This is a genomic window from Parabacteroides sp. ASF519, from assembly GCF_000364265.2.
GTDB classification, from domain to species: domain Bacteria; phylum Bacteroidota; class Bacteroidia; order Bacteroidales; family Tannerellaceae; genus Parabacteroides; species Parabacteroides goldsteinii.
Map to the genome: position 1 here is coordinate 2,224,754 of NZ_AQFV02000006.1, position 25,496 is coordinate 2,250,249.

The window sequence follows — 25,496 nt, forward strand, 5'->3', positions numbered from 1 at the left end:
TAGAATAAAGACATGGAGTTCAAATCATTAAAAAACATCGAGACATCGTTCCGGCAGCTACGGCTGTTCGGAATGGTATTCCTAGGAGTATGCGCACTGGTAACGGTCTTCGCCACCTGAAAGGCATACGAGTTTGCAGAAGCGCAGCGGCAGAAAATCTATGTACTGGACAGCGGAAAATCGCTGATGCTGGCACTCTCGCAGGACGTGCAGCAGAACCGCCCCGTGGAAGCGAGGGAACATATCAGACGTTTCCACGAACTGTTTTTCACCCTATCACCGGACAAGAGCGCCATTGAAAGCAATGTACAGCGTGCCCTTTACCTTTCGGATGAAAGCGCCATCGGTTACTACCGGAACTTGCAGGAGAAAGGCTACTTCAACCGGATGATCGCGGGAAACATCTCGCAGACCTTGACAGTGGACAGCATACAGGGAAACTTCAACAGTTATCCCTACGAGATGAAGACCTATAGCCGGCAGCACATCATCCGTTCGAGCAGCGTTACCGAAAGGTCGCTTGTCACCACCTGCCGTCTGAGGAATGTAACCCGGAGCGACAACAATCCGCAGGGCTTTCTGATAGAGAGTTTTACCATCATCGAAAACAGGGACATCGGACAGTATGAAAGATAACGGTATAAAAAAGGTCTTCCACTCGTTCAGAACGGAGAAAGACCGACATATAGCAAAACTCCGCAGACGGTGGCAGCGGTTGAGCTACCGGCAGCAAAGGATGATCATCCTTTACCTGCTCGGACTCTTCGCCGCCATCGACCTTGCCTACATCGTGGGCGGTTTCTGCGGGACAGACAAATTTCCGATTGAGGTGCAGCATCTCCAAAGGATTGCGCTTCCCCAAACGGACAGTATCCAACCATTAAAAAACAATGTATCCAATGACACAATCCGATAAGAAAGAAGAGAAAGAGAAGGATAAGGGAGCGCAGAAGACGGAACCTTCATCCGAAAAGGAGAAGAAGTTAAGCGGCAAGGCCGCCGAAAAACTGAAATTCTATGGCGTGGTGGCAGTCCTCTCCCTGCTTTGTGCCGGGTTCATCTGGTTTATCTTCAAACCGGACGCATCCGAAACAGTGGAAGGGACGGCAGGCATCAATACGACGATACCCGACGCTATCGCACCCGAAACGATGGCCGACAAACAGAAGGCTTACGAACTGGAAGAAATGAAGAAGCGCAGGCAGGAGAAAGTCAGAACCTTGCAGGATGTGGCCGGGGGCTACCTGATGCCGGACACAACGGACGGGCTGAAACCCGAAGAAGATGCACCGAAAGCGGATGCTATCCGGGAGTCCAGAGAGAAACAACGGCAGATTTCAAGGCAGATCACCTCGTTCTATCAGGAACCGAAGGAGAGTCCGAGGGTGAGCGAACTGGAACGGCAGGTGAAGGAGCTTAACGAAAAGCTGGAACGTGAACAGAAAGGACAAGACCCGCTGGAACTGATGGAAAAGTCGTATGAGATGGCGGCACGCTATTTCCCCGGACAGACGGGCGGACAGGTGAAAAACATACAGCCTGCGGGCGTTACGGGCGGTTCATCCGGCAATCCTGCCGCCATAGCCGCCGGACGTGCCACGGAGAATGTGGTTTCGTCACTGGCCGTACCTCCGGTCCCCGACACGATACCCCGCAATTACGGTTTTGCCACTGCCGTGGGCGGCGGACAGCTTGCCGGAGCCAATACGATACGTGCCTGCGTGGCCGAAGACCAGACGGTGACCACCGGAGCATGACTGAAGTTCCGACTGCTGGAACCGTTGCAAGTGGGCGGCGTGCTTGTACCTGCGAATACTCCTCTATACGGTATGGTGCGTATCGAGGGGCAGCGGATGGCAGTCACCGTGAACTCCATAGAGAGCGGTGGGAATATCCTGCCGGTGGAACTAACGGCTTACGATATGGACGGGCAGGCCGGACTTTTCGTTCCGAATACAGCGGAACGTACCGCCATGAAAGAAGCCGCCGCCAATATCGGGGGCAGTTTCGGAACAAGCATCTCGTTCGCACGCAGTGCCTCGCAACAACTCGTCATGGACGTGACAAGGGGCGTGCTTAGCGGCGGATCACAATATCTGGCCACAAAGATGCGTGAAGTGAAGGTGTCCGTGAAAGCGAATTATCAACTTTTATTAATATCCAAAAAGCAGTAATCAGATGAAGACAAGAATTATTTTATCAATAGCCATGCTTTTAACCGTATTGTCGGTAAAGGCGCAGGAACCGGTGGAAACAAAGATTTTCCCCACCAACCAGATTATCTCACCGCATAAGATTGAGGTGACTTTTCAGAAAACCGTACATATCCTTTTCCCTTCCGAAGTGAAATATGTGGATTTGGGCTCGTTCGACATCATAGCGGACAAGGCCACGGGAGCGGAAAATGTAGTACGCATCAAGGCGGCGGTGAAAGGTTTTGAAGGGGAAACGAACTTCTCCGTCATCACTGCCGACGGTTGTTTCTATTCTTTTAATGTGGTTTATAAGGACGAACCGGCGCAACTTTCCATTGAGATGGAAGACTGGCTCCGGGACAATCCCGAAGGCGGGATTGCGGGTGACCGCATGTTCGTGAAGCTGAAAGAACTGGGCGGGGAGACACCGCTGGTGGTGAACCGGATCATGTACACGCTGTATAAGAAAAACAAAAGGGACATCAGGCATATCGGTTGCAAGAAGTACGGCATACGGACACTGCTCAAAGGGCTTTATATCAACAATGACCTGCTGTACCTGCATACCTCTTTGCGCAATACCTCGGATATATCGTTCGACATTGACTATATCCGTTTCAAAGTGGTGGATAAGAAAGTAGCCAAGCGCACGGCCATGCAGGAGAACTTCATAGAACCTGTAAGGACATACAACCGCCTGATAACGGTGGACGGGAAAGCCACGGTACGCAATATATTCGTGCTGCCCAAGCTCACCCTGCCGGATGACAAACTGCTCGTGGTGGAGGTTTACGAAAAGGGCGGTGCCCGTCACCAGTCGTTCCGCATAGAGAACACAGACCTTGTGACGGCAAAACCAATCAGTGAACTGCATCTGAAATAATAACCTATCTATAATATAATGTATATGCAAAGAATACTATTCATACTGACAGTTGCCGTGTTGTCGCTCTTTGCGGGCGAAGCATACGCGCAGCGTGACCTGCCGGGACAGACGGGTGTACAGTTTACAACAGGGGGAGTCAATCATTTCCTTTCATGGAAGAGTGGCGGCGAACGCCACTACTTTACCTCGCTGGCCTTTACACGTACCAACCGTAACCGTACCTACTGGCTGTATGGTCTGGATTATCAGATAAAGGAGTACACCTACGAAAATAAGGTAATACCCAAAGCGCAGTTCACGGGGGAACTCGGCTATTTTATTCCCGTATTGTCGGACAAGGGCCGGAATACCTGTTTCCGTATCGGACTTTCCGTTTTGGGCGGCTTCGAGACGGTCAACTGGGGAACCTCCCTGCTTCCTGACGGGGCGGCAGTGACAAACGGGGACAGTTTTATTTATGGCGGAGGACTCACTGCGGCTTTCGATGTCTGGCTGACAGACCGGATCATCCTGCTGATGCAGGTGAAGGAAAGGGCACTGTTCGGAACGGATGCGGGGAATTTCCATACACAAATAGGTTTAGGCGTTCGCCTTATTATTAACTAACGAAAAGAGAAAGGAGAAACAGAAAAATGAAAAACGTATTATATATATGTATAGGCGCACTGTTTGCGGTGCTGGCCTTCAGTTCTTGTAACGACGGGATAGACATCCGGCAGGGTTATGATTTCAGCCTCTCGTCATGGTATCTGCAAAAACAGATTGCAACGGGTGAAACGGTGGAGATACGCTTTTATCTTGACCGTGAAGGGGACTATGAAAAGGCGGAGTATGAAATAGGTTACATTCAGATGGAAGGCAAGGGAGAGGTGTCCGACAGTGAAGGCATAAAACTGGTGAACCGGGAAGTGAGGTCGCTGGCAGAGGTGCCGGGACTGGATACGGAAAATCCGGTAAAGCAGGTATTCACTCTCTTTTACCGCTCGACAAGTGCCAAACGCTCGGAGCTGAAATTCTTTGTCCGGGACAATTTCGGGCAGGAAAGGGAAATGACTGTAACATTTGACACGGAAAGCGGTACGACGGAAGAATAGCCGTTACCAATACCTATAAGTGAGAACGGCGGGGCATCCCGCCGTTTTTCATTCCATAAATTTGACTGTATGGCAGTAATTTGATTGATTTACCCACCCGGTGATTCAAATTAACTTTTTATATTTACCAACCGTTTTAAATTTATAAGCACATGAAAACAACACTCCGTATATTCCGCATTTTATTCAAGCTGCTTCTGCTCTGTTACGTGACAGTGGTAAACATTATCCTTATATCGGCTTTTTATGTCCTGCTTCTTCTTATTGTGGAATGGGTAGCCCCTTCCTTCCTGCCGGGACTGTTTGCCGAATACTCCTTTGCGCATCATTTGGTCTATTCGATGCCTTTCTATCTTGTACTGCTTTATATCCTGTACAGCCTTTCACCGCTGAACGTATGGATCATGCGGATAAAGGAAGGTTATAAGCCGTTGGGCGGTGACGAACGGGCACGGCTGGAACGCCTGCTCGTAGAAATGGGGATGGAAAGAAAGCTGAATATCTACCGTAACAGGGATGCACGCATGAACGCCGTGACTTTCGGTTTCAATACTATCGGTCTGACGGACGGCATACTCCGGGCGGCTACGGATGAGGAACTCAAAGGGATAATCAGCCACGAAGTGGGGCATATCTCGCATTATGATTTCGTTTATCAGGTACTTCTGTTCTCGATGCAGTCGCTGGGCTACCGTTGTCTGTACGGACTGTTCCTTATTCCTGCACTGTTTTTCGGAATCATCGGCAACCTTGTGATTGCAGTGGTTCCGGCTGTCCGGTTCGCTGTGGTGGGGATGGCAAAGCTGTGGTGGAGTCTTTATAAACTGCTGCATCACACAATTTACGGCATCAGCCGGATGGCCGACGTGAATATCAACAAATATGCCGAATACCGTTGCGACACGTATGCCGTGCGTTATGGCTGCGGGGAAGGTCTGCTCTCGTTCCTGCGCCGGCTGGCGGTGGCGGAGACGGGCGGGCAGCGGCCTTCGTTTACCGAATATATCATGAGTACGCATCCGTCCACCGAAAAACGGATTGCACGGCTGGAAAAGTTGCTGTAATATGCGGCAAAGGATATATGCCTATATCATTTTACGGATATTGGTATAGGGAATGCCGGATGCACGTACCTGCCCGATTCCTTCGGAAAAGTCGTCATAATAACAGACGATATGACTGCCGGTAAGTACATTGCTGAAAATCTCTTTTTCCGGAAGCATTTCTTTATTGTCCGCCTGCTTCATCAGGTCGTCATACAAGGCACGATACACTTTGTCGGTATCTGCCGGAAAAGCCGTTTCCGGTATGATTGCCGAAAGGGTTATATCCGGACATTTGTCCGCTTCACGCAGCATGATTATCGTGTCCGCACCTAATAATCCGATATAGGAATGTAGATTGCAGGTAAATGTGCGGTAACCTTCATTGTAAAATGAAAGAATGATCCGGTAGAGTTCCATACGGATTTTATCTTCCCTGAATTGGTCGTATTTCGTTGTCTTTTCAATGGTACTGCCGGTAATGGCAACGCTCTTGTTGTACATCTTGCTATGATTTTTTGGTGGATACCTTGTCCGTAACTTCCTGCTATGTACCGAAAAAAGCACGGTACTTAACAAGTTTTACTCTCAGGTACGACCAAGCACCCATGCAGGAAACGAGTTAAGACCGTGCCATAAGCGTATGACAAGGACTTCGCCCGTTTATTCTCCTGCATTAAAATTGGTCGTTTCGAGAGTAGAATAAACAGCTAAAAGCTATAATATTATGTAATCATTCAACTTTTTTAGTCTTATAACTATCTTTTTTAAATTCAACTGCGCAAAAATAGAAAAAAGCCGGGCAACCGCATAGGGATTGCCCGACTTTTTTCGGATGGGATTTGCAGGTGTGGGGTGTGGCAGGTCAGTCCACGGGTTCGCCGCCATAACAAAGACGGCAGATGTCCTTATGGATTTCACGCATGATGTTCAGTTGCATCCGTTCACTGATATGGCGGTTGTCGGAACGCATGAACAAACGGTTCTCTATCAGGCTGCAAAATTTCGTGCCTTCTTTGCTTACCATACAGAAGATTTGATGTTCAAGGAAAAAATCCATATCGGTGGAATACTCCACATTCGGGGAAATTCTGATATATTTCATTGATTGATGTTTTTGAATGATAATTACGGTGGCGGTGTGGGTGGGGTCGCCCGGCCCTGCCCTCTGCTCTTTCGGGGGCGGGGAAAATATGTGCCGGATGATTGTTTCCGGCACATGACATAGTTATTCGCATACGAACAATTCATCTGCATTCTTTCCCGATAAACGGATAAGCCTATATTCAGACCTATCGTATAGCTTATCAAATTCATCCTGATATTTTGAACGGTATTCCCCTCTCTTAGTCATCAGTTGTTCGGGCAATTTCCCGTATTTATCTACAAGTTCCTTTTCTGCCAAAGAACACGCAAATTGTTTGATGGTATCAATGATTTCTTCTTTCTTCATCATGTTATAATCTTATAGTATTCATTCTAAATCGGGTTGAATATTGAAAGGTGAAAAACTTCACCTTTCAATACTGTAAATTCAAGCTGCCTCGTCATTATTGGGTAATGTGGGGGAAACATTCTGCTTTCCGTCCTTTTTGGCTGCCGCCTTTTCCGCTTTCTTCATCTCCTTTATCCTTTCGTCCAAACGTTCATGCCGTTTCTGATATTCTTCCTCGTGGGTGGCTTTGGCGAGTCCGTACTGGTCGGGGAAGTGCATGTTTGCGAAGTCCCGTAATAGTTTGGATGCGCTGTTGTCTCCGTAAGCGTCCTCGCAAAGAAAATGGTTGATGAAGTCCCGTCTGATAACTGTTTTCTGTGCATCTGTCAGCTTGGCTACAATTTTCATCCGCTGTTTTTCGTCCAATCGGATAGGCTGGTCTTTGATACCGCAAAGCGGATAATGCTTTCTTTGCAGCTTGGTCAGCATGATGAAATACATCATCCCATCCTCGTACTGTGTAAAAGGGCTTTCGGGGTAGTCGTTTTCACGGACTACTTTCTTTGTATCGGCTACAATCTTTTCAACGGAAAGTTGTTTGAAACGTTTGTCCCTTTCCTGCAATGTCTCAATGGTGACGGGGGCGGTTTCCTTCTTGTTTATTTCTACATAGCAAAGTTCGGGTTCTGTCTGTCCCACCTTTACATAGGTCTTTATCCTGCCTTCCTCCTTCTTTCGGTTCAATTCTTCCACTTTTCGGGCGTATTCCTCGTTTTTCTGTTCAAAGGTCTGTACGGCTTGTTCGTACTCCTTCGGTTTGGAAAACTGTTCTTGTCTCGGTGCTTCGGGGGCTTTCGGAAAACTTTGTGCCGAAACGGTATAATTCAATTCTTTTATCTCATGCCCTTTCTTGTCGAGTTTCTGAAGTGCCGTTTCGTTCATGCCACCGTAATAGGGTCGGGCTATCACTAACTTCGGGTCGGATTTCAACAGCTTCTCTGTTTCCTTTGCTACAAATGCGGCATTTTTGGTTTCCAAACATTTGCGGTTGGTACAATGTCCGCACCCGTTATGCTCGGCAAAAAGGTTGTAGTTGGCTGCGTTGTGTACACACGCCTTACATTCTGTCTTGTCGAACTTGTATTGTTCAAGGTCGGTGGTATAGTATTCTTCAAAATACTTCTTGAACAGTTTCAGCGTATAGCCTGCCCAATTGTCCCTACTGTTCTCTTTGAGGTGTTTCTCGTAAACGTCCTTTTGGATATTAGGTTCATAGGTGCTTATCTCTTCGGCTACGCTGATAGTGATTGTTTCATTGTCCAACAGTTCACCGATAGGCTGATACAGTTCGTTCAGTTTCAGACGGGTATAGATATATTTCTCGCTTCGTCCGAAACGGCTGACAAGTGAATACATATCATACCTACCCTTTTCAAGCAAGCGTTTGAAGGCTTTCGCTTCTTCGGTGGGGCGTACCTGCTCACGCTGCAAATTTTCACTCAGTGACATATCTTCCGCTTCATCATCTGTTATATTATTATAGATAGTTGCCTTTATCGTCTTTGCTCCTGCAAGCAGTGAGGCACGATAACGGCGTTCTCCGTAAATGATTTCGTAACCTCCTGCCGTGCGTGGGCGTACTGCGATAGCCTGCAAAACGCCAACCTCCCGAATACTTTCCGCAAGTTCCTGCAAAGATGCGTCTTTGAACGTCTTGCGGTGGTTGTCTGCGCTCGGATGCACGGTGGTAATATCAAGGTCGGTTTCGGCTGTGGCCGTTGCAAGCGGTGTTTTGAACGTGGCTTGCTGCGGTGCTTCTTCCGTTATGGTCGGAACGGTTGCCGTTTCGGGTGTTTCCGTCACTTCGGTAGCCGTGGGCACGTTCAGCGGTGAAAGTAATATCATCGGCTTTGGAATGATAGCCAAAGCGGTTACTTTTACTGCTGTCTCTTTCTCTGATTTCTGTACGTTGTTCTTCTGTACTTTTTTGTTCGTCTTCATAATGATAAGTTTTAAAACATTGATAATTAATTGAATAAATTTCCGTCTGAAAGGTATTCCCAATTATTGGCGTTGCTTTCTTCCGTGAAGTATTCCAAAGTTTGGGTACTCTCCATATCATCCCGACAAGCACGGAAAAAGCTGTCGAGACAATCGTTCATAAGGTCATCAAACGTGACATTCTCTGTGGGGGATTTCAAGAACTTATAAATCGGATCGAGAATACAGTCATCTATGTAATAGCCCGTAAGGGGACAACAAGTATCTACAAATATCCTGCTTTTTCGTCCTTTCATCCCTTTCCAAAAATATTTTGGGGTGCATAGGTCGTTCCAATGGTGGTTCATCAGATAGGTTGCCAACCGCCAACCGCTTAACCCGTCTATGCAATCTTCCTGCCTGCTCCGGTAATCATAGCTATAATTACATGCGTCATATCTCCAATTACGGCACACAATGCCGAAGCGTTCACAAAAAGTGTCAAGGGTTTGGCGGTTCTCGTTCGTCCAACCGTAAAAGTATCGGCTGTATAACCATTCGTTATGCGCCTTTTCTTTGGCTTCTTCGGATAACTCGGTTATCTGATAGAGGGTATATGTTCTTGTTTCCGTTCTCATGTGTCATTACTTCTTTATGGGTTCTTTGATAGGTGGGCGGATTGCTCCGCCCTGCTGTTAATGTTGTCATACACGAATACACGTTGCAAGTGTTTCCCTTACTTTTGTTTCCTGCTTCTTGCTATATATCCATCCTGCACGCCTTTCACCGTTGTAGGTAAGGTTCGCACGGAACAGACCGTTCAGACCTTTCAAAACGTCCTTTATCGGCTTGGTGTCACCGAATACGGCTATCGCCTTTTCGCTGTATTCCACAATTTCAAGATTGAGGGCTGAAAGGTCTGCGGATACTGTCGGCTGTTCTGCCGTGTCTGTTTGGTTTTGCGGTGTTTTCAAACAAATATTTGCTTCATCCCCTGCGGTGTATGCAAACCGTTCAAGGAACTTTTCATGGCTGTAAATCGGCTCTTTATTAATCGTCCAACCACTGTACTTGTTCCTGCCCAAATACATGCCGTCCCCCATGCTGTAATTCTCACGGTGTTCGAAGTCTGCGTTATATTCCGCTAAATGGGACGTTCCCTCAAAATTGGCGGCACATTTGCGCATCTCTGCGAAAAGGTTGCGTGTATGTTTGGAGAAACCTAAAATGACGGTTCGTTCTGTCCGATAATCATAGTAATCAGTATAACTGTCGCATTCACTTACCCGTAATTCTCCGATAATAACGGCTTTTGCATCCGATGGAATAAGGGGGCGCAACCGTGCCGCACCGATTTTCGAGATACGTTCGTGTTCCTCCCGTTCTTCCTTCGCTTTCCGTTCGTCTTCGGCCTTCTTCTCTTTCGCCTTAGTGAGTAAAGCAGCCGTTTCCAACGGATCTAAGAACGTCGGGTTCTCACTGTCGTAATAGATACCTATTCCGAACTTTTCGGATAACGGGCGTATAAGGTCGGATGTGTTGAAGTCATAGGTTCTTGTATGTACAAGATGATAGGTAAATCCACGTTGGTTACGGGTGACGTCATAGACTACATAACTGCCACCTGCGTAGCCTTCCAACACAACAATCTGATTGACTGAAACAGTCTGAATGTCTCTGTCATAGCTTCTGTTAGCTCCTAATAAATGTACTTTAGTCATAATGATTGAATTTTAAAGGGATTAATAATCAGTCAGAGTATCACGCAAAAAAGAATGATGAAAAGCGCAAACACGCAAAGGGAGAGGAAAGCGGAAAGGATGCGCCACACGGCACGGATGAGGAAGACCACCACCGCCAAAACTCCCAACATGGGCAACCAACCGCCCAAACCAGCCACCACACCACCGACAAAGGCACACACAAACCGCACCGCCACGTACACCACGAAGCCGACCGCCAACCACTTCACCCATTTTTTTATGCCGGTTGGAGCGAAGCCGAAGCCTCGTTTCAAATCTTGCTGTATTTCAGTTCTCTTTTTCATAACATTGACTTTTTTTTTATGCCTTGTCGGTGGCTTCACCTTGCTCGTTTCAGGGGGCAGATACGGACGGGGAGAAAATATGCAAGGCTTTTGGTGAAAAATTTTCAACCGCCCCGCTGGACGGATTGAAAAATTTTCGCCAAAACCCGTAGGGCGCGAAGCGGGCTTGCAGATTTTTAGGGGCCCGGCCGTAGCTTCGCACCCTGAACTACGGCAAGGTGAAGTCATGACAAGGTTATAAAAAAGGGGAAATGGCTATAATGGGGAAAAGAGAACTGAAATACGGCAAGATTCGGGGCTGGCTGTGCCGACTGGTTAAAAAAATCTTTTAAACTATTCAAATTAAGTCATACGTTTATTGTCTTAACATGTAAACACAGACTGTTCTTCTCATTAAATATCGAACTGCATATGATTACTTTTCACAGTATATTCAAATTTCTTGTAGAAATCATCTGCGAATCCATAAATTTCAGTATTTTTGGAATCGATGAATTTCAAATCCACGTCAATGCACAACAAATATGAAATATAAAACCAGTCTGATAACTATTTTATGGGGAAGCCTTTTAAATCTTGCCTTACCTGTTTTAGCACAAAATAACCTGCAACATCAAAAAGACTCCTTGCGGCAAGTGATCGAACACTCTGAAGGAATTGACAAACTGAGGTCGTACAACAGATTGTACTATCTATATATGTCGGAAATTGCCGATGACCAAAAGATGGACACCTTGTTGATGCTGCTCAACCGGGTTGAGGCCGAAGCCATAAAGCAAGGAAATGCAGAAATGCAGGGTATGGTGTATGGAAATGCCATCATAGCTCACATAAACAGAAGCGAGCACGACAAGGTGATAGAGAAAGCGCCCGCCTATCTGGACTTCTACATAGAGAACGGACTGTGGAAGTTCTATTATCAGATACATATGCAACTCATAACTGCCTACAACCTAAAGGGAGAATACGAATCGGCGGTTGAAGAAGGGGAGAAGATGTACGCTCGTGCCAAAGAGCGCAAAGACAAGGCAGGCATGGCAACCGCTCTGTATGCCACGGGCATTATATACAATTCGCAAGACAGATGGAAAGAAGAAGAAAAGTGCTTCAGAGAGTGCATCGGCTTGTTGTGGGAAGTTTCGGGCTACGACAATATCCTGACGCAATCCTATGCGTTTCTATGTATGGTTTTGCGTGCTCAGAACCGGTATGACGACCTGCTGCAACTGGTGCCCGAATACGAGAAGGCCATTGCCCGTTTTGAGAAAGCTTCGGGCAGAGCCCAACCCGAAGCCAGAGGCAACCTCTACATAGCGTTGATGAATACCTATATAGATATACGCGAATATGACAAGGCGGAACCCTACCTTGCTAAGATAGAAGGCCTCATCAATAACGATATATCCCGCTTTGAACTGCTGCGGGCAAGGGCGCTGATATTGCAATCGCACGGAGACTACGGCAAGGCGCTTGCTGCTATTGACAGTGCCATGACCCGGACGCCGGAGTCTGATTTCAACCGGAACTCGCTCCGGAGGATAAAGATGCAGATACTTGCCCGGATGGGGCGTTACCGGGAAGCAGACGGTCTGTTGAACGAAATCATCGCTACGAATGATACGCTGAAAAACGTGGAGGTCAATGCCCGGTTCGACGAATTACGTACCCAATATGAAGTGGAAAAACATATTGCCGAGAAAGAGCGTAATTTCCATTATCTCCTTTTTGCTCTTGCCATTTGTCTGGTTCTCGCTTTGCTCTTGGCAGGTGCTTTCTATTACAACCGGACTATTGCCCTCAAGAATCGTAAGTTGTATGAACGAATTAAAGAACAAGACCGATTAGCGGACGAATTATCCCGATTGGAGAATGCCCGCCAATCGGAATCCTCGCCTAAGGATTCCGGCAAAAAAGCCGGAGCTACGGAACTATTTGCATCTTCCGGTGAACAGCAGAATCTGGTTATTCGATTGCAGGAGTATCTGCTCTCCGATGATAACCTGTCGAACACTGACATTAACCGCGATGATATAATCTCCGCACTTGGCACCAATAAGAACGCATTGACAGATGCCGTCAAATCCGTTACGGGAAAATCTCCCATGGAGTATATGCGCACTCTGAAAGTGGAAGAGGCACGCCGGAAGCTCGACAGCCATCCCGAATTAACGATTGAGGCGATAGCTTTCAGTTGCGGTTTTAATATACCGAGCACTTTTTATCGTCTGTTCCGCAAACAATATGGCATTAGTCCGACAGAATACCGGAAAATGGCAACGTCCAAAGAAAAATAAAAAATACTGCTCCAAAACTCAAAAGCACGGTGAATCCGTGCTTTTTTTATGTCCGAAAGCCTAAAAAAGCGGCAGAAAAGGACAAAACGCCACAAACTTGGGACAAAATGCAATAGTTTTTAGCCCGTATTTCACATCCTTTGCACCAAGAAAAAGAAATATCTATGGACAATTACATTTTCCTTATCGCACTGGGACTCGTTTTCTGCTCGCTTGCAATTGTGGCTTTGGTCTTTTTGCATTGCCGGAAGATAATTGAGAAGTGCAATTATTATATGGCGAAAGGCATCCGTGAGCAGGACTGTTTAGCTAAACAATTGGAACGAACACGCATAGAAAAAGAAATGATGGAAAAAGTGATTAAAGCAGAACTGTCGGAAGCTGTTAAGTCTTCCCTTGCAGGGGAAAAAAACGATGGCTGTACGACTGACTGTAAGAGACAGATATCGCGGATAGAGATAACCTATTTCATTTAATATACATATAACAAATGAACTTTATGAAACAATTACAAGAAAAACTACTGGCTTTGCTTCTGATGGCTTCATTGTCCGGAACAGGAGCTTACGCGCAAAAGGTACCGGATAAACAAGAGACACCGGATAAAGTGGCCATTTTCCGCTTTCTTCCGGGCGAGGAAATGTTTTCCCTCAAAGGTAACGAGGCGGAGCTGGAACGGCTCTACATGCTGGTTGACAAACACAGGGCGGAGATTACGGCAGGTAGAATGCCCGTTTATATAGGTGGCTACTGCGCCTCACTGCCCACCGCAAAAGAGAACCTGAACACGGCATTCGCCCGTGCCAACCGGGTAAAGTCGGAACTTATCACGCAGAAGGGGCTGAAAGAAGCGGATTTCATCACCGCCAATCACGCACGTGCGTACCATAATAATAAAGACTTGGTGGTAGTGACGCTCCGCATCCCTTCGGCTAAGGCTACGACGGAGACGACGCCCGCCCAAGAAAAAGTAAAACGGGAAGAACCCCAACAAAAACAAGTAGCCGTAGAACAAAAAACGGAAACTGCCGTGGAGAAACCCTCCGAACCCTCCACAGTGGAACAACAGCCTACCCTCATATCGGAGCAACGCATCCGGGAAACGGAACAGCCTTATAGGTTTGCCGTGCGCACGAATGTGCTGTATGATGCGATGCTGCTGCCCACGCTCGGCGTGGAGTGGCGGGTGAACCGCGATCTTGGTATCAAACTCGACGGCAGCCTCTTGCGGTGGGGCGGTGAGCATGGCAAAGTGCAGAAGATGTGGCTCGTCAACCCCGAAGTGCGGTGGTATCTGCTGCGCGAGAAACGCTTCTATGTAGGAGCATCGGGAACCTACGGCGAGTACAATATATATAAGTGCCCGCTTGGCAGTATCTTGTCGAAAGATACCGGCTATCAGGGCAAGATGTGGAATGCGGGATTGACCGTGGGCTACCAGCTTTACCTGTCCCGCGACTTCTCCATTGACTTTAACCTCGGTCTGGGCTATACCCGTTCCGAGTACGACAGCTTCACGATGACGGACGGGGTGCGTGTGTACAAGGAGCGCGACCGGAGCAAGAACTTCTGGGGCCCCACGCAGGCGGGTATCAGCCTGATTTGGACTATCGGAAGCAATAAATAGAAAACAATAAAAAACGAGAAATATGAAAAAAGACAGGATATATCAACTTATCGGGGCGGCGGCGATAGCCACACTGCTGGCGGGGTGCGACGTGAAAGACCCCATCTACGACACCCCGCATCCGGAGCACGGCACGGTTGCGCTGACTACCGACTGGAGCGGCATCGGCGAGGGGCTGACCGCTCCCGCAAGCTATACCGTGGCGGTAACTCCTGCTGCGGCTGCGGCAACGGGCGGGTACACCGCTACCCTCACAGGTACGACCGCCACGCTCGACCATCTCTTCGAGCCGGGCAAATATAGTATTTACGCCTACAACACGCCGGAGCATATCGCCGTCACCGGCACCGTGGCAAGCGTAGAGGCGGCTTCGGCTCCTGCCGGACAGACGGGCACATTCGTGGGCAACGCTCCGGGCTGGCTGTTCGCTTCGGCTATGGATGCCACGATAGAGGCGGACACGGAGCACGCCTATACCGCCGTGATGCAGCAGCAGGTACGGCAACTGACGCTGATAATCGAACCCACAGGCGGAACGACGGACAGGGTAGAAAGCATCACGGGTACGCTTTCGGGCGTTGCCGGGACGCTGGACATCGACAACGGCACGCACGGCTCGCCCTCGAATGTGGCGATGACTTTCTCGAAGATCATAGAGGGAACGGATGCCGGGAAATACGCGGCAACCGTCCGGCTGCTGGGCACAGCAGGTACGCAGCAACAACTTACGGCAACAATCGCCTTTACGGACGGTAGCCCGGCGGCGGTGACCCTCACGAGCGACCTCACCACGGAGCTCGCCGCGTTCAACGCCGACAAGCGCACGCCCCTCACGCTGGGCGGCTCGGTGGTGGAGACGCCCACGGGCGCAGAGTTCTCCGCGACAATTACCGGCTGGACTCCCGTCCACGGTGGTCCGGTGACGGCAGACTGACAACATTGGAAACTGATAAATAATAATTAAAAAAGCAATGATATGACAATAGTAACTTACAAGAAACTCCTGCTACTCGCGACGCTTCCGGCATTGATGCTGGCATCGTGTAGCCGGGAAGAACTGGGGGACAACGACGCCGACAGTCGCACCCCCGTAGCATTTACCGCCGTGGTGCAATCCACCGCTTTGCCGCCGCATACGAATACCGGTGGCTCGTCACCTGCCACCCGCACAGCCCTCGACTCCGATGGCAATACCGCATGGACACAAGGCGACGCAGTGAGCATCTTCATGCTCACCCCCGGCGGCACGCTGCCCGACGACCTCGTCCCCGGCCGTGCCAACGTGCTTCACAACGTAAACCCGGAGAACGGAGCACTGACCCCTGCCGATGGCACGCCGATGTATTACCCGCGAAACACAGCGGTGGACATCATCGCCTGGCATACCAGTAGTACCCCCGACGATAATTATATCCTCAACCTGAACACGGGCGACCAGACCGCCGTCGAAAAACAGCTTGCGCTCGACATCCTCTATAGCGATAATGCCAAAAGTATTTCCAGCGGCGATAATCCCGTTGTCCTCGTATTTCACCACCTGATGAGCAAAGTTAAGTTCGACATCACACTCGGATTGGGGCTGGCGAACGGCATTCTGACGGATGTACGGTTGGAAGGGGTGATTGTAGAAGGAAGTTTCGATATGCGTGATGGTTCTATAAATAAATTGGTTAGCCCCGCCGGGTCTGTTCGTGCGCTGAAATCGGGGGTGGCGGCAGATGGAACGGACGCCAGCTACACCGCCCTGCTTATCCCGCAGGATGCAAATTCCACCCCTCGCACGATAGTGGTCACCGTGAATGGCAAGGAATACACCGGCACCCTCCCCGCAACCGATGCCTACGCTGCCAACACGATGTACACTTATCCCGTCACCGTGTGCGAAACCGGCGTTGAAGTGGGGATTCCTACTACCGACGTGCCCTGGACGGAAGGCGAACTGCCCACCGTGACCTTCAACGGTAAAATATACCGAATTATCCGCAATGCCGACGACCTCAAGCGTTTTGCTGACGATGTGAACAGCGGACAGCGAGACCTCAATGCCATACAGACAGCGGATATTGACCTGAATGGCATTGACAATTGGAAGCCTATCGGTATAAAGTACCTGTCTGATCTTCGGCCATTTACCGGCATTTATAACGGTAACGGATACACTATCTCCAATCTGAAAATCAGTAATACGAAAAGAGATGATGCTGTCGGCCTTTTCGGGATGACAGACGGCGATGCTCTGCTGACCGGCATTCACCTGCGCGATGTGGAGATAATACTACCAGACCAGACATTTAGTGTCGGAACCCTCGTTGGATTGAATAGTGGTGGTTCCACTGTTTCCCTATGCTCTGCTCAGGGGATAATCAATACGAGCGAATATAGACCAAATGTCGGCGGATTAGTGGGAACTAACGCGGGTACTATTACCCGTTGCCGGACGAACGTCGAGATAACAGTAGATCGCATAAGACTATTAGGACAACTTTCAGCAGACGCCGGAGGAATAACAGGAGTAAATTCCGGTGGCCTACTATTTGCCTGCCACGCCATCGGCAGCGTCACTATGAAGGTAAATACATCTGAAGGTAACTCTATATATGCAGGAGGAATTGCCGGGGAAAATTTTAATGATTCTGGCTCCACTATCTACTGTTGTATAGCTGAAGGTGATGTCTCCGTTACATCTGAAACAGCAAACGTCAATATCTATGCCGGAGGATTGGTAGGCTATAACTATAGAGGACTACTCAATAGTTGCTACGCCCGCGGCACCGCTACAGCCAGCACTATAGAGGCAAAGGTAGGCGCTATCGTCGGATACATGGAGGGCGGTAATGTAGATTGCTGCTACGGCGCCGGCGCCGTTGGTAAAGGCACATCCAATTGCGGAGATGCATCACGTCTTATCTGCAATATCAACCCCGGAACGGGCGATATACTCCAACTCATGAATAGATCCTATTCGGCGCGCGGTGTCATCACTCGTTACGACCCCGACGCCACGCCCGCCTATGGTATCAACATCTACAGCGATTGGGATGTAAGTTCAAGCGACTTCTGGTTATACGGCGACGGAACATGGCCCGTCTTGTACTTTACCCGGAATGATCTTAAGTAACCCATCCATTCACATTAAAACGTAATAACGATATGAAACATAAACTCCTTTCCACCGCCGCCGTACTCCTCCTCGTCCTGCTGACCTGGAGCTGCACCACCGACAACGACCCAGTGCCGGCGCCCGTCACGTCCGCCCCCCGGGAACTGAGCATCTCCATCGGTCCCCGCCCGGCATACACTGCCGGAGCCACCCTCCCCGCCACCCGTGCCGTCCAGACCCCCGACGCCGCGCAGTGGGAAACGGGCGATGTCATCTGGCTCCACGTCGGTTTCGATTGGACACCTGCCGGAGGCACCCAAGCGAATAAAACCTATATCTCCGCCCTCCGCTACAACGGTGCCGGGTGGTCTCCCCTCAGTGTGCAGGACTCTATAGACCTCAATACCTCCGGCATCAAGCCTGCCATTGGCGGACCCATTAATTTCTCCGGCTTCAAACGCCACCCCCGTTGGCCCGCCGAAGCCCTTGCCGACGGCACCACCGATGCAAAAGTCCGGTTCGAAGCATACTATCTGGGCACAAGCATCCCCGTTGATGGCATCCTCTCTCTGGGCTATACCACAGACGTGATGACAGGTAGCGATAGCTTCTCTCCCGGCGTCCCTGCCGTCATCAGCCTTGAACACAGGTATGCCCGTATGCACGTTGCAAACGAGGTTGACGGGACTGAGCTCATGCTTAGTAATGCAAAATACTATTACGAGTGGAATCTTAGTAACATGACCGCTAAAGAACGGGAAAACGGATATTTCTTAAGCGTCCCCGCTAAAAGTGGATATCACTTCGCGGCGATCGACAACAACTCCAAAGTCTATCTTAACCGCCGCCTCTACAACCTCCTCCCCGGTCGCATCGACGAGTCCGGCAACGAGGTATACAACGGCTTCACCTACACCCTCATCCCGCTGAAAAACGGCACGGTGACGCCCGGTGACTGGTAAAGGAATAAAAAAAGAGAATGTATGTATGAACTAAATAAAATGATAGAAATTATGAAAGCGATTAAGAATTTAGTGATGTTAAGCACCTTTGCAGGTGCCATGTGTTTCTCCTCGTGCAGCAACGACGAAGACGTGAACGAAGTAAACAACGGTGAAGTACGCTTCACGGCCGGCATCGGCCATCAGGCGGTAGCTACCCCGGCGGCAAGCCGTGCCGCCGACACGGCTTGGGACGCCGGAGATAAAATCGGTATCTTTATGGTGAAACACGGCGAAACCACCATTGCCGAAAGTGCCTCGAACAAGAAGTTCACCACCGCCACCGGCGACGGCAATTTCACCCCTGTCACCGGCTACGAAATCTACTACCCGATGGATGCCTCGCCCGTGGATTTCATCGCCTACTATCCCCATGCCAACGCCGTCACCCTCGACGCCGACATCCCCGTGGAGATAGCCACCACGCAGACCACCGCCTCGCAAGCCACCTGCGACCTGCTCTGGGCCCGCGCCAACGGCACCAGCGGCAACGGCTACAACAAGGAATCCACCTCCGCCGTCGCCCTCACCTTCGGCCACTGCCTCACCAAGATCACCATGAACTGCAAGCTCGATGCCAGCGTCGGTGTCTCCAACCTCGACGCCGCCACGGTAACCATCAAGGGCATGAACGCCCGAAACACCTTCGACCTGAAAACCGGCACCCTTGGCACGCCTGCCAAGCCTACAGCCATCACCCCGCGCAAGCTCGCCGCACCTGTCGCCACCTACGCTGCCACTTACGACGCCATCATCCTGCCCGCCACGTATGCGGCCGATGTCGTGTCGGTGGACTTCGGGATTGGTAACGAAACATTCACCTGGGACGTGAAAGCAACCACCTTCAAACCCGGCACCGAGTACATCTACGAGGTTACCATCCGGCGCACAGGCGTTACGGCAGAAGGAACCATCACGCCGTGGGAACCGATTAATAAAGGTGGAGTGATAGCGGAGTAAAGGAGTACGGAATCAAAGGAAATAACATACAAAATAAATACATCTCCTATGCCGGGCGGGAGCAAGTGCCCGGCAAAACTACCATTCACTTAAATAACACAAATTATGGAAACAACAAGAGAAGTGAAGCCCGACCCACGTTACGTAGAGGAAACATCGAACTATTTAAACAGTATCAGAAAAAATCAAGCAGCATTGCGCCATTTTTTCAACATCATGCCAAAAGGTGGCGATGTCCATAACCATCTGACAGGCTCGGCTTATGCCGAAACCTACTTTGAGTTGGCTGCAAAAAAAGGGATGTACGTCAATCTGGAAACGGGCAGACTTTATACGCAAAAACCAATAGAGGTTGAGACGATTCGGCTTTCCAAAGATATGGATGATCTGCACAACCATCGCATGGCGCTTATCGACAAATGGAGTATCCGCAATTTTCAGCCTTACAAGTATCCTTTGGGTCCGGATGAATATTTCTTCGGTACATTCGGCTTGCTTGCAGCCCTGACCTCGGACGTTAATAACCTTGCACACCTGATGAACGAATTAAAAGTACGCGCATATAAAGAGCGTGTGCAATACTTAGAGGTGATGGCAAGCTCTCCAAGCGTTGGTCAATATTGTTTATTGAGTGAGGATGACTATAAAAAGTATGACAAAGATCTGAAAGAGTATGTGAAGGAAAATAATATTTCAGAACTTATCTCAACGTTGCAGACAATTCTTGACAAATTCAGCGACGAAAAGAATGAGGAAGCGACAAAATGCGTTAATGACTATCTCGACTCAATCTATACGTTGGATGAATTAAGTCGAAATGGTCAGTTTTCTGATGTACTATGTCGTTATCAGGGGTATGCTTCGCGTGGCGGGGAACCCATTAAAGTATTTGCTCAACTGTATGTAGTGCATAAGGCATGTATAAAAGACGAGCGCAAATTGCTGGTAGGATGCAATATTGTAGCCGCAGAGAATGGAGAAAAATCAATGCTTTACTATCGGTCACACATGGAAATGTTTGCCCTGCTTGCTGAAAAATTTAAGTCTGTTCCGACCTCGCTTCATGCCGGAGAACTGACAATGGGGCTGGTACGTCCCGAACATCTTAAATACCACATAACCCAGGCTGTTGATATTGGCAAAGCGCATCGTATCGGTCACGGGGTGGACATTTCTTTCGAGAGTTGGGATGTGCTTCTTGATGGGTGCAGCATTGATATATTAGGAGTGATGAGGGACAAGGCAATTCCGGTGGAGATCAACCTGACCAGTAATGAGTTTATCCTCGGGGTAAAGGACTCAGCACATCCTATTACTTTCTTTCATAAGAATGGTATCCCGATAATCATTTCCACTGACGACCCAGGAATTTTGCGTACATCGCTCACCGAACAATTTACCTTGGCGGTATTACGCTATGGATTCTCGTACGAAGAGATCAAACAATTTGTCTATAATAGTATTAAATATAGCTTCCTACCCGAAAGAAAAACAAGTGCGGAAGACTATTTTGACAGAGAAGATCTGATTGAAAAACTGGATCGTGATTTTGTTTTTTTTGAAAACCGATTTCACAAATCAGATTTCACACCCATAGATGCCGAATGTACCGGAAGCAATAATTAACTCTAGTCAACCCCAGCTACTAAACATACTGATACCTGTTTCCCCCAGATTTTTCATGGCTCTACTGTGATAGTCTGGGGGATATATCCAAAACTTATAAGAAAAAGTAATTCTAAATCTGGAAAGACAATGAACAAAAAGCAATTAATAGACGCTCTCTCCGCCAAACTGGAGCAGCAAAACATACACCATCTCAAGTGGGAACTGGTATCCATTATAGAACCGTCGTTAGAGGTAATCATGGAAACATAAAAACATGACGAAGCTCTTCCTTTCCAGAATAGGAGATGAAAACGATTATTCTATTAAAAAATATTACGACGGAGTATTGAAGAATAATCAAGCATGTGGTTCATAAAACGAGTTGCTTGGCGATCCGGGAAATGCATTTTCCTGTCTTTGTCTTACAGGAGGGCATTTTAAAATTTATTGGCCGTCTTATTTTAACAATCCTGATCATATCATGATGAAAGCAACAAAACAAATTCAAACAAAGTATTCTTCCTTTACCCTTCAGTTGAAAATCATCTCCGGGTATGTGTTACTGCTCGCTTTACTCAGTATCATCGTCTCACTGGTGTGGCAGGAGCACCGGAAGATGGAAACATTGAACAGCGGTGAGCAACTTATCAGCCAAAAAAGAGAAGCCGTGAACCGGACTTTTGAGAAACTGCTTGACTTTTCTTTCTCCGATGATTTCCTGCTGCTCCGGGATAGCAATAAATTCGAAGAATATAGGATGAAGCGTGAAGTGGCAACCGGCGCTTTGAACAATTTGAAACAGCACTATCCGTCCGGTATTCAACGTTCACAAATAGACAAAGTCTCTTCGCTGTTGCAGGAAAAGGAAACACTGCTGCTTGGAGTGATGAACGCCATTTCCGATTTCTCACGCACGGATAGCCTGCTCCAACGCAGAATACCCGTTATCGCCTCACAAGCGCAAACGCTACAACAACCGTCCGCAACCGAAACAACGGAGAAAAAGGGGGGCGGTTTCCTCGGACTGTTCAAAAAGAAAGAAGAAAAATCCGCCTATGCCCGTCAAAGGGAGAAACAGGCACAACCGTCCGCCTCCCGCCGGACAACCGGAAAACTCTATTCCCTGCAAGAAGAAATGCACGCACAATATACGGACTACTGGAACAAGCTGGCCGCTTATTCCGACAGTCTGCAACAGCGTAACACGGAACTGAACTCGCAGATAAGTTCGCTTATCTGTGAATTTGAACAGGCCGCCGTTACGCAGGCAGAAAAAGAAACAGGGGAGATAGCCGCATTAAGGCAGCAGTCTTTCTGCATTATCCTTTTGATAGCCGCTGCCGCCATCCTGCTGATTGTGGTGTTCTATCTGTTTATTTACCATGACATCCGAAAAAGACTGGAATACCGGATGAAACTGGAAGCTTCCGACCACCGGAACCGTGAACTGCTGGCCGCACGCCGTAACCTTATACTGACGGTAAGCCACGACCTGCGTGCACCGCTCGGCACTATCAGCGAATACGCCGAACTGATGCAAAGCGAGAAGGACATGGAACAAAACAAGGGATATGCAGTAAATATTTTGCGTGCCTCCCGCCACATTATCGGACTGGCAAACAACCTGCTGTATTATTATAGGCTGGAAGCGGAAAAGGAGCAACCGGAAAAAGAAATTTTTCATCCGGGACGGACGGTTGAAGATACCGCTCGCTCGTTCTTGCCGATGGCTGAGAAAAAGGGACTGGGACTGACAACGGAAGTGACGGGTTCGGACGTGCTTGTAGAGGGAGATTGCGGACGGTTGGTACAGATACTCAATAACCTGCTATCAAACGCCATAAAGTTCACCCGTACCGGATATATTCATGTGGGTGCACGATATCAGGACGGAAAGCTGTACCTCTTCGTAAGAGATACGGGAATAGGTATTGACAAGGAAAGGCAGGAACGGATATTCACCGCTTTTGAACGGGGCGAAACATCAGATGCGCAGCAAGGCTTCGGGTTGGGATTGGCGATAACCTATAAACTGGTAATGCTGCTGAATGGAACCATCCGTGTGCAAAGTACGCCGGATCACGGCAGTACCTTTGAGGTATGCCTGCCCATGCGTGAGGCAGAGGGAAGAACCGGAACGGTAGAGACACGCCCGGAACATGACGACCTTTCGGGAATGAGGGTACTGGCAATAGACGATGACCGTATGCAACTGGATGTAATCAAAAAGATGTATGCACGTTACGGGGTGGAATGTGATTGTTGTCTGAACGTGGGAGAATTGGTAACAGCATTACGCCGCCACCGTTACGACCTCGTGCTGACGGATATGCGGATGCCGGAAATGGACGGAAACGGAGTGCTCGCCCTGCTCCGGGGCAGTAACATCGGACAAACAAAGACACTCCCCGTACTGGCCGTAACCGCACAAGCGGACGAAAGGCAGGAGCGTTTCAGGAACGCTGGTTTTGCCGGTTGCCTGCACAAACCTTTTTCGATGGACGAATTACTATCGGCTACCTCGCATATAGACAGACCAGATTTTGCGGCTATCATGGAAGGTGAGGAAGATACGAGGGAACTGCTGGATATGTTTATAGAGGACACGGAAGAGGAACTCTCGGGGATGCGGAACGCTTTCAGTACGGGAGATTACGAGCGGCTGGGGCATATCATACACAAGGCTGCACCGCTTTGGGGAATGATACGCATAGACATTCCTTTGCGTGAACTGGAAGAGATAGCTTCACTGCCTCCCGGAAAATGGGGTAAGACACTGGATAAACGGATTGAAAGGCTGATTAAAGCTTTGGAGAAAGCCGCAGAGAAAGCAAAAAGATTAAAGCAAAAACCGGATGAAAACTATATTGATAATAGAAGATGACCGTATATACGCACGTACCACCGCTAACTGGCTGGTGAAAAACGGCATGGATGCCCGTTACGTGTTGTCGGTGGATGCCGCAAAGGAGTTTCTAAGTACGCACGAGGTGGGGCTGGTCTTGTCGGACTTTCGCCTGGGTGAGAATAATGGCGTAGAACTACTGGAATGGATGAGGGTGCAAAGCTATCGTATGCCTTTTCTTATCATGACGGGGTACGGGGACATACCCGGTGCGGTGGAAGCCGTAAAGAAAGGGGCCGATAATTATCTGCCCAAACCCGTGCAGACGGAAAAGGTACTCGGTATCATCCGTGAACTGCTGGGTCGCAAGGAGAAAAAGAAAAGGCCGGAAGAGGCTTTTTACGTCTGCAAGAGTCCGTTGGCGGTAAAACTTCAGGAGCTTGTGCGTGTGGTAGCCCCCGCCGATAGCATATCCGTACTGATACGTGGCGCGTCGGGCACGGGTAAGGAATGGGTGGCACGGCAGATACACGCACTTAGTGGGCGCTCCGATGCTCCTTTCGTGGCGGTGGATTGTGGAGCATTGTTACGAGACTTGGCAACATCGGAACTGTTCGGACACAAGAAAGGTTCTTTTACGGGGGCGGCAGAGGACAAGACGGGCATGTTTGCTGCCGCCAATCACGGAACACTGTTTCTGGACGAGGTAGGCAATTTAAGTATGGAAACGCAGGTATTGCTATTGCGTGCGTTGCAGGAAAAGCGTTACAGACCTCTTGGCGGAAAAGAAGAGATACGGGCAGACATACGGCTACTGGCAGCGACCAACGAGAATTTGGAAAAGGCGATAAGCGAAGGGCGGTTCAGGGAAGATTTATTCCATCGGCTGAACGAGTTTCCGGTTCATGTTCCGCTGTTGACGGATTGCGAAGAGGATATTTTGCCGCTGGCCGGATTCTTCCTTTCCTTTGCGAATGAGGAATTGGAAAAAGAAATAAAGGGATTTGACCGGGACGTGAGAAAGGCTTTCAATACTTATTCATGGCCGGGCAATATCCGTGAGTTAAAAAGCGTGGTGAGACGTGCGTGTGTATTGGCACAGGATGACTGGATTACCCTTAAAGACCTCAGCCTTCCGGTGGACGTAAAACCCTCGGACGATTATAGATTGGATATGGAACGCACAGAATTGGAAGCGATAATAAAAGCGTTGGAAACTACGGGTAATGACCGGAAAGCAGCTGCCCGGCTGCTGGGTATATCCCGTAGTACGCTTTATTTGAGACTGAAAAAATACGGCTTGATCTGAATGTGTCTGGAAATATGGACACATCGTGTTTAATGGGGATAATAAACACGGACACGCATTTGGAACGGTGTA

25 protein-coding genes and 1 pseudogene are annotated in these 25,496 nt (G+C 48.9%); 19 read left to right on the forward strand and 7 right to left on the reverse strand.

Annotation, left to right across the window (positions count from 1 at the left end; genetic code table 11):
• Positions 1–12 precede the first annotated feature (12 nt).
• The 8 genes and pseudogenes from traK (at position 13) to C825_RS08590 (ending at position 5,239) form a co-directional block, all read left to right on the forward strand.
• Positions 13–636: pseudogene (gene traK, locus C825_RS08555) on the forward strand (conjugative transposon protein TraK).
• Complete coding sequence (locus C825_RS08560) at positions 626–916, forward strand: type II secretion system protein M (RefSeq protein WP_044214777.1); 291 nt, start codon at positions 626–628, stop codon at positions 914–916. Before traK ends, C825_RS08560 begins: the two are co-directional and overlap by 11 nt.
• On the forward strand, positions 900–1,757 hold the full coding sequence (locus C825_RS08565) for a conjugative transposon protein TraM (protein WP_010802167.1): 858 nt from the start codon (positions 900–902) through the stop codon (positions 1,755–1,757). Before C825_RS08560 ends, C825_RS08565 begins: the two co-directional genes overlap by 17 nt.
• 39 nt (positions 1,758–1,796) lie before the next feature.
• Positions 1,797–2,174 (forward strand): conjugative transposon protein TraM, encoded by a 378-nt coding sequence (gene traM, locus C825_RS08570; RefSeq protein WP_232434974.1) that lies wholly within the window; start codon positions 1,797–1,799, stop codon positions 2,172–2,174.
• Positions 2,175–2,178: 4 nt separating this feature from the next.
• Entirely contained in the window at positions 2,179–3,078 is a 900-nt protein-coding gene (traN, locus tag C825_RS08575) for a conjugative transposon protein TraN (RefSeq protein WP_010802169.1), read from the forward strand.
• Between the two features lie 18 nt (positions 3,079–3,096).
• Positions 3,097–3,687, forward strand: coding sequence for a conjugal transfer protein TraO (locus tag C825_RS08580; RefSeq protein WP_010802170.1), 591 nt, complete (start codon positions 3,097–3,099; stop codon positions 3,685–3,687).
• A gap of 26 nt (positions 3,688–3,713) precedes the next feature.
• Positions 3,714–4,175, forward strand: a complete 462-nt coding sequence (locus C825_RS08585) for a TraQ conjugal transfer family protein (protein WP_010802171.1) — start codon at positions 3,714–3,716, stop codon at positions 4,173–4,175.
• Between the two features lie 152 nt (positions 4,176–4,327).
• A complete protein-coding gene (locus C825_RS08590; RefSeq protein ID WP_010802172.1) occupies positions 4,328–5,239 on the forward strand; it encodes a M48 family metalloprotease in 912 nt (303 codons plus the stop codon).
• Between the two features lie 21 nt (positions 5,240–5,260).
• Here the strand turns inward: C825_RS08590 and C825_RS08595 are convergent, their stop codons facing one another.
• From C825_RS08595 to C825_RS08625, 7 genes are all read right to left on the reverse strand, one after another.
• Positions 5,261–5,722 carry a hypothetical protein gene (locus C825_RS08595; protein WP_010802173.1) on the reverse strand — a complete coding sequence of 154 codons (462 nt, stop codon included), beginning with the start codon at positions 5,720–5,722 and terminating at the stop codon, positions 5,261–5,263.
• 361 nt (positions 5,723–6,083) lie between these two features.
• Positions 6,084–6,323 carry a hypothetical protein gene (locus C825_RS08600; protein ID WP_010802174.1) on the reverse strand — a complete coding sequence of 80 codons (240 nt, stop codon included), beginning with the start codon at positions 6,321–6,323 and terminating at the stop codon, positions 6,084–6,086.
• Positions 6,324–6,446: 123 nt separating this feature from the next.
• Entirely contained in the window at positions 6,447–6,674 is a 228-nt protein-coding gene (locus C825_RS08605) for a hypothetical protein (RefSeq protein WP_228100013.1), read from the reverse strand.
• A 78-nt stretch (positions 6,675–6,752) separates the two neighbouring features.
• Positions 6,753–8,654: a ParB/RepB/Spo0J family partition protein gene (locus C825_RS08610; RefSeq protein ID WP_010802176.1), complete on the reverse strand. Its 1,902-nt coding sequence runs from the start codon at positions 8,652–8,654 to the stop codon at positions 6,753–6,755.
• A gap of 26 nt (positions 8,655–8,680) precedes the next feature.
• Positions 8,681–9,271 (reverse strand): hypothetical protein, encoded by a 591-nt coding sequence (locus tag C825_RS08615; protein WP_010802177.1) that lies wholly within the window; start codon positions 9,269–9,271, stop codon positions 8,681–8,683.
• A gap of 66 nt (positions 9,272–9,337) precedes the next feature.
• Positions 9,338–10,354 carry a hypothetical protein gene (locus C825_RS08620; RefSeq protein ID WP_010802178.1) on the reverse strand — a complete coding sequence of 339 codons (1,017 nt, stop codon included), beginning with the start codon at positions 10,352–10,354 and terminating at the stop codon, positions 9,338–9,340.
• 32 nt (positions 10,355–10,386) lie between these two features.
• Complete coding sequence (locus tag C825_RS08625; protein ID WP_010802179.1) at positions 10,387–10,680, reverse strand: hypothetical protein; 294 nt, start codon at positions 10,678–10,680, stop codon at positions 10,387–10,389.
• A gap of 524 nt (positions 10,681–11,204) precedes the next feature.
• On the opposite strand from C825_RS08625, the gene C825_RS08630 reads away from it, so the two are divergent.
• The 11 genes from C825_RS08630 (at position 11,205) to C825_RS08675 (ending at position 25,424) form a co-directional block, all read left to right on the forward strand.
• Positions 11,205–12,974, forward strand: coding sequence for a helix-turn-helix domain-containing protein (locus C825_RS08630; protein WP_010802181.1), 1,770 nt, complete (start codon positions 11,205–11,207; stop codon positions 12,972–12,974).
• 164 nt (positions 12,975–13,138) lie between these two features.
• Complete coding sequence (locus C825_RS08635) at positions 13,139–13,450, forward strand: hypothetical protein (protein WP_010802182.1); 312 nt, start codon at positions 13,139–13,141, stop codon at positions 13,448–13,450.
• Between the two features lie 23 nt (positions 13,451–13,473).
• Positions 13,474–14,601, forward strand: a complete 1,128-nt coding sequence (locus C825_RS08640; protein ID WP_010802183.1) for a DUF3575 domain-containing protein — start codon at positions 13,474–13,476, stop codon at positions 14,599–14,601.
• A gap of 22 nt (positions 14,602–14,623) precedes the next feature.
• Positions 14,624–15,535 carry a FimB/Mfa2 family fimbrial subunit gene (locus C825_RS08645; protein ID WP_010802184.1) on the forward strand — a complete coding sequence of 304 codons (912 nt, stop codon included), beginning with the start codon at positions 14,624–14,626 and terminating at the stop codon, positions 15,533–15,535.
• A gap of 96 nt (positions 15,536–15,631) precedes the next feature.
• Complete coding sequence (locus tag C825_RS08650; RefSeq protein ID WP_228100020.1) at positions 15,632–17,719, forward strand: fimbrillin family protein; 2,088 nt, start codon at positions 15,632–15,634, stop codon at positions 17,717–17,719.
• A 32-nt stretch (positions 17,720–17,751) separates the two neighbouring features.
• Positions 17,752–18,663 (forward strand): hypothetical protein, encoded by a 912-nt coding sequence (locus C825_RS08655; RefSeq protein WP_010802186.1) that lies wholly within the window; start codon positions 17,752–17,754, stop codon positions 18,661–18,663.
• 51 nt (positions 18,664–18,714) lie between these two features.
• Positions 18,715–19,662, forward strand: coding sequence for a fimbrillin family protein (locus C825_RS08660; protein ID WP_010802187.1), 948 nt, complete (start codon positions 18,715–18,717; stop codon positions 19,660–19,662).
• A 105-nt stretch (positions 19,663–19,767) separates the two neighbouring features.
• Positions 19,768–21,288: an amidohydrolase family protein gene (locus C825_RS08665; protein ID WP_010802188.1), complete on the forward strand. Its 1,521-nt coding sequence runs from the start codon at positions 19,768–19,770 to the stop codon at positions 21,286–21,288.
• 129 nt (positions 21,289–21,417) lie between these two features.
• Entirely contained in the window at positions 21,418–21,540 is a 123-nt protein-coding gene (locus C825_RS27620; protein WP_010802189.1) for a hypothetical protein, read from the forward strand.
• A 211-nt stretch (positions 21,541–21,751) separates the two neighbouring features.
• Positions 21,752–24,154, forward strand: coding sequence for a hybrid sensor histidine kinase/response regulator (locus C825_RS08670; RefSeq protein WP_010802191.1), 2,403 nt, complete (start codon positions 21,752–21,754; stop codon positions 24,152–24,154).
• The gene (locus C825_RS08675) at positions 24,126–25,424 is read left to right on the forward strand and encodes a sigma-54-dependent transcriptional regulator (protein ID WP_010802192.1); all 1,299 of its coding nucleotides are present in this window, start codon (positions 24,126–24,128) and stop codon (positions 25,422–25,424) included. Before C825_RS08670 ends, C825_RS08675 begins: the two co-directional genes overlap by 29 nt.
• The last annotated feature ends 72 nt before the right edge of the window (positions 25,425–25,496 follow it).

Excerpts from the sequence above, each read along its gene's own strand:
- C825_RS08655 (WP_010802186.1), top strand. The coding sequence starts at position 17,752 with ATGAAACATAAACTCCTTTCCACCGCCGCCGTACTCCTCCTCGTCCTG.
- C825_RS08650 (WP_228100020.1), top strand. The coding sequence starts at position 15,632 with ATGCTGGCATCGTGTAGCCGGGAAGAACTGGGGGACAACGACGCCGAC.
- C825_RS08565 (WP_010802167.1), top strand. The coding sequence starts at position 900 with ATGACACAATCCGATAAGAAAGAAGAGAAAGAGAAGGATAAGGGAGCG.
- C825_RS27620 (WP_010802189.1), top strand. The coding sequence starts at position 21,418 with ATGAACAAAAAGCAATTAATAGACGCTCTCTCCGCCAAACTGGAGCAG.
- C825_RS08630 (WP_010802181.1), top strand. The coding sequence starts at position 11,205 with ATGAAATATAAAACCAGTCTGATAACTATTTTATGGGGAAGCCTTTTA.
- C825_RS08640 (WP_010802183.1), top strand. The coding sequence starts at position 13,474 with ATGAAACAATTACAAGAAAAACTACTGGCTTTGCTTCTGATGGCTTCA.
- C825_RS08600 (WP_010802174.1), bottom strand. The coding sequence starts at position 6,323 with ATGAAATATATCAGAATTTCCCCGAATGTGGAGTATTCCACCGATATG.
- C825_RS08660 (WP_010802187.1), top strand. The coding sequence starts at position 18,715 with ATGAAAGCGATTAAGAATTTAGTGATGTTAAGCACCTTTGCAGGTGCC.
- C825_RS08610 (WP_010802176.1), bottom strand. The coding sequence starts at position 8,654 with ATGAAGACGAACAAAAAAGTACAGAAGAACAACGTACAGAAATCAGAG.
- C825_RS08670 (WP_010802191.1), top strand. The coding sequence starts at position 21,752 with ATGATGAAAGCAACAAAACAAATTCAAACAAAGTATTCTTCCTTTACC.
- C825_RS08635 (WP_010802182.1), top strand. The coding sequence starts at position 13,139 with ATGGACAATTACATTTTCCTTATCGCACTGGGACTCGTTTTCTGCTCG.
- C825_RS08605 (WP_228100013.1), bottom strand. The coding sequence starts at position 6,674 with ATGATGAAGAAAGAAGAAATCATTGATACCATCAAACAATTTGCGTGT.
- C825_RS08645 (WP_010802184.1), top strand. The coding sequence starts at position 14,624 with ATGAAAAAAGACAGGATATATCAACTTATCGGGGCGGCGGCGATAGCC.
- C825_RS08560 (WP_044214777.1), top strand. The coding sequence starts at position 626 with ATGAAAGATAACGGTATAAAAAAGGTCTTCCACTCGTTCAGAACGGAG.
- C825_RS08585 (WP_010802171.1), top strand. The coding sequence starts at position 3,714 with ATGAAAAACGTATTATATATATGTATAGGCGCACTGTTTGCGGTGCTG.
- C825_RS08665 (WP_010802188.1), top strand. The coding sequence starts at position 19,768 with ATGGAAACAACAAGAGAAGTGAAGCCCGACCCACGTTACGTAGAGGAA.
- C825_RS08675 (WP_010802192.1), top strand. The coding sequence starts at position 24,126 with ATGAAAACTATATTGATAATAGAAGATGACCGTATATACGCACGTACC.
- C825_RS08595 (WP_010802173.1), bottom strand. The coding sequence starts at position 5,722 with ATGTACAACAAGAGCGTTGCCATTACCGGCAGTACCATTGAAAAGACA.
- C825_RS08590 (WP_010802172.1), top strand. The coding sequence starts at position 4,328 with ATGAAAACAACACTCCGTATATTCCGCATTTTATTCAAGCTGCTTCTG.
- C825_RS08580 (WP_010802170.1), top strand. The coding sequence starts at position 3,097 with ATGTATATGCAAAGAATACTATTCATACTGACAGTTGCCGTGTTGTCG.
- C825_RS08615 (WP_010802177.1), bottom strand. The coding sequence starts at position 9,271 with ATGAGAACGGAAACAAGAACATATACCCTCTATCAGATAACCGAGTTA.
- traN (WP_010802169.1), top strand. The coding sequence starts at position 2,179 with ATGAAGACAAGAATTATTTTATCAATAGCCATGCTTTTAACCGTATTG.
- C825_RS08620 (WP_010802178.1), bottom strand. The coding sequence starts at position 10,354 with ATGACTAAAGTACATTTATTAGGAGCTAACAGAAGCTATGACAGAGAC.
- C825_RS08625 (WP_010802179.1), bottom strand. The coding sequence starts at position 10,680 with ATGAAAAAGAGAACTGAAATACAGCAAGATTTGAAACGAGGCTTCGGC.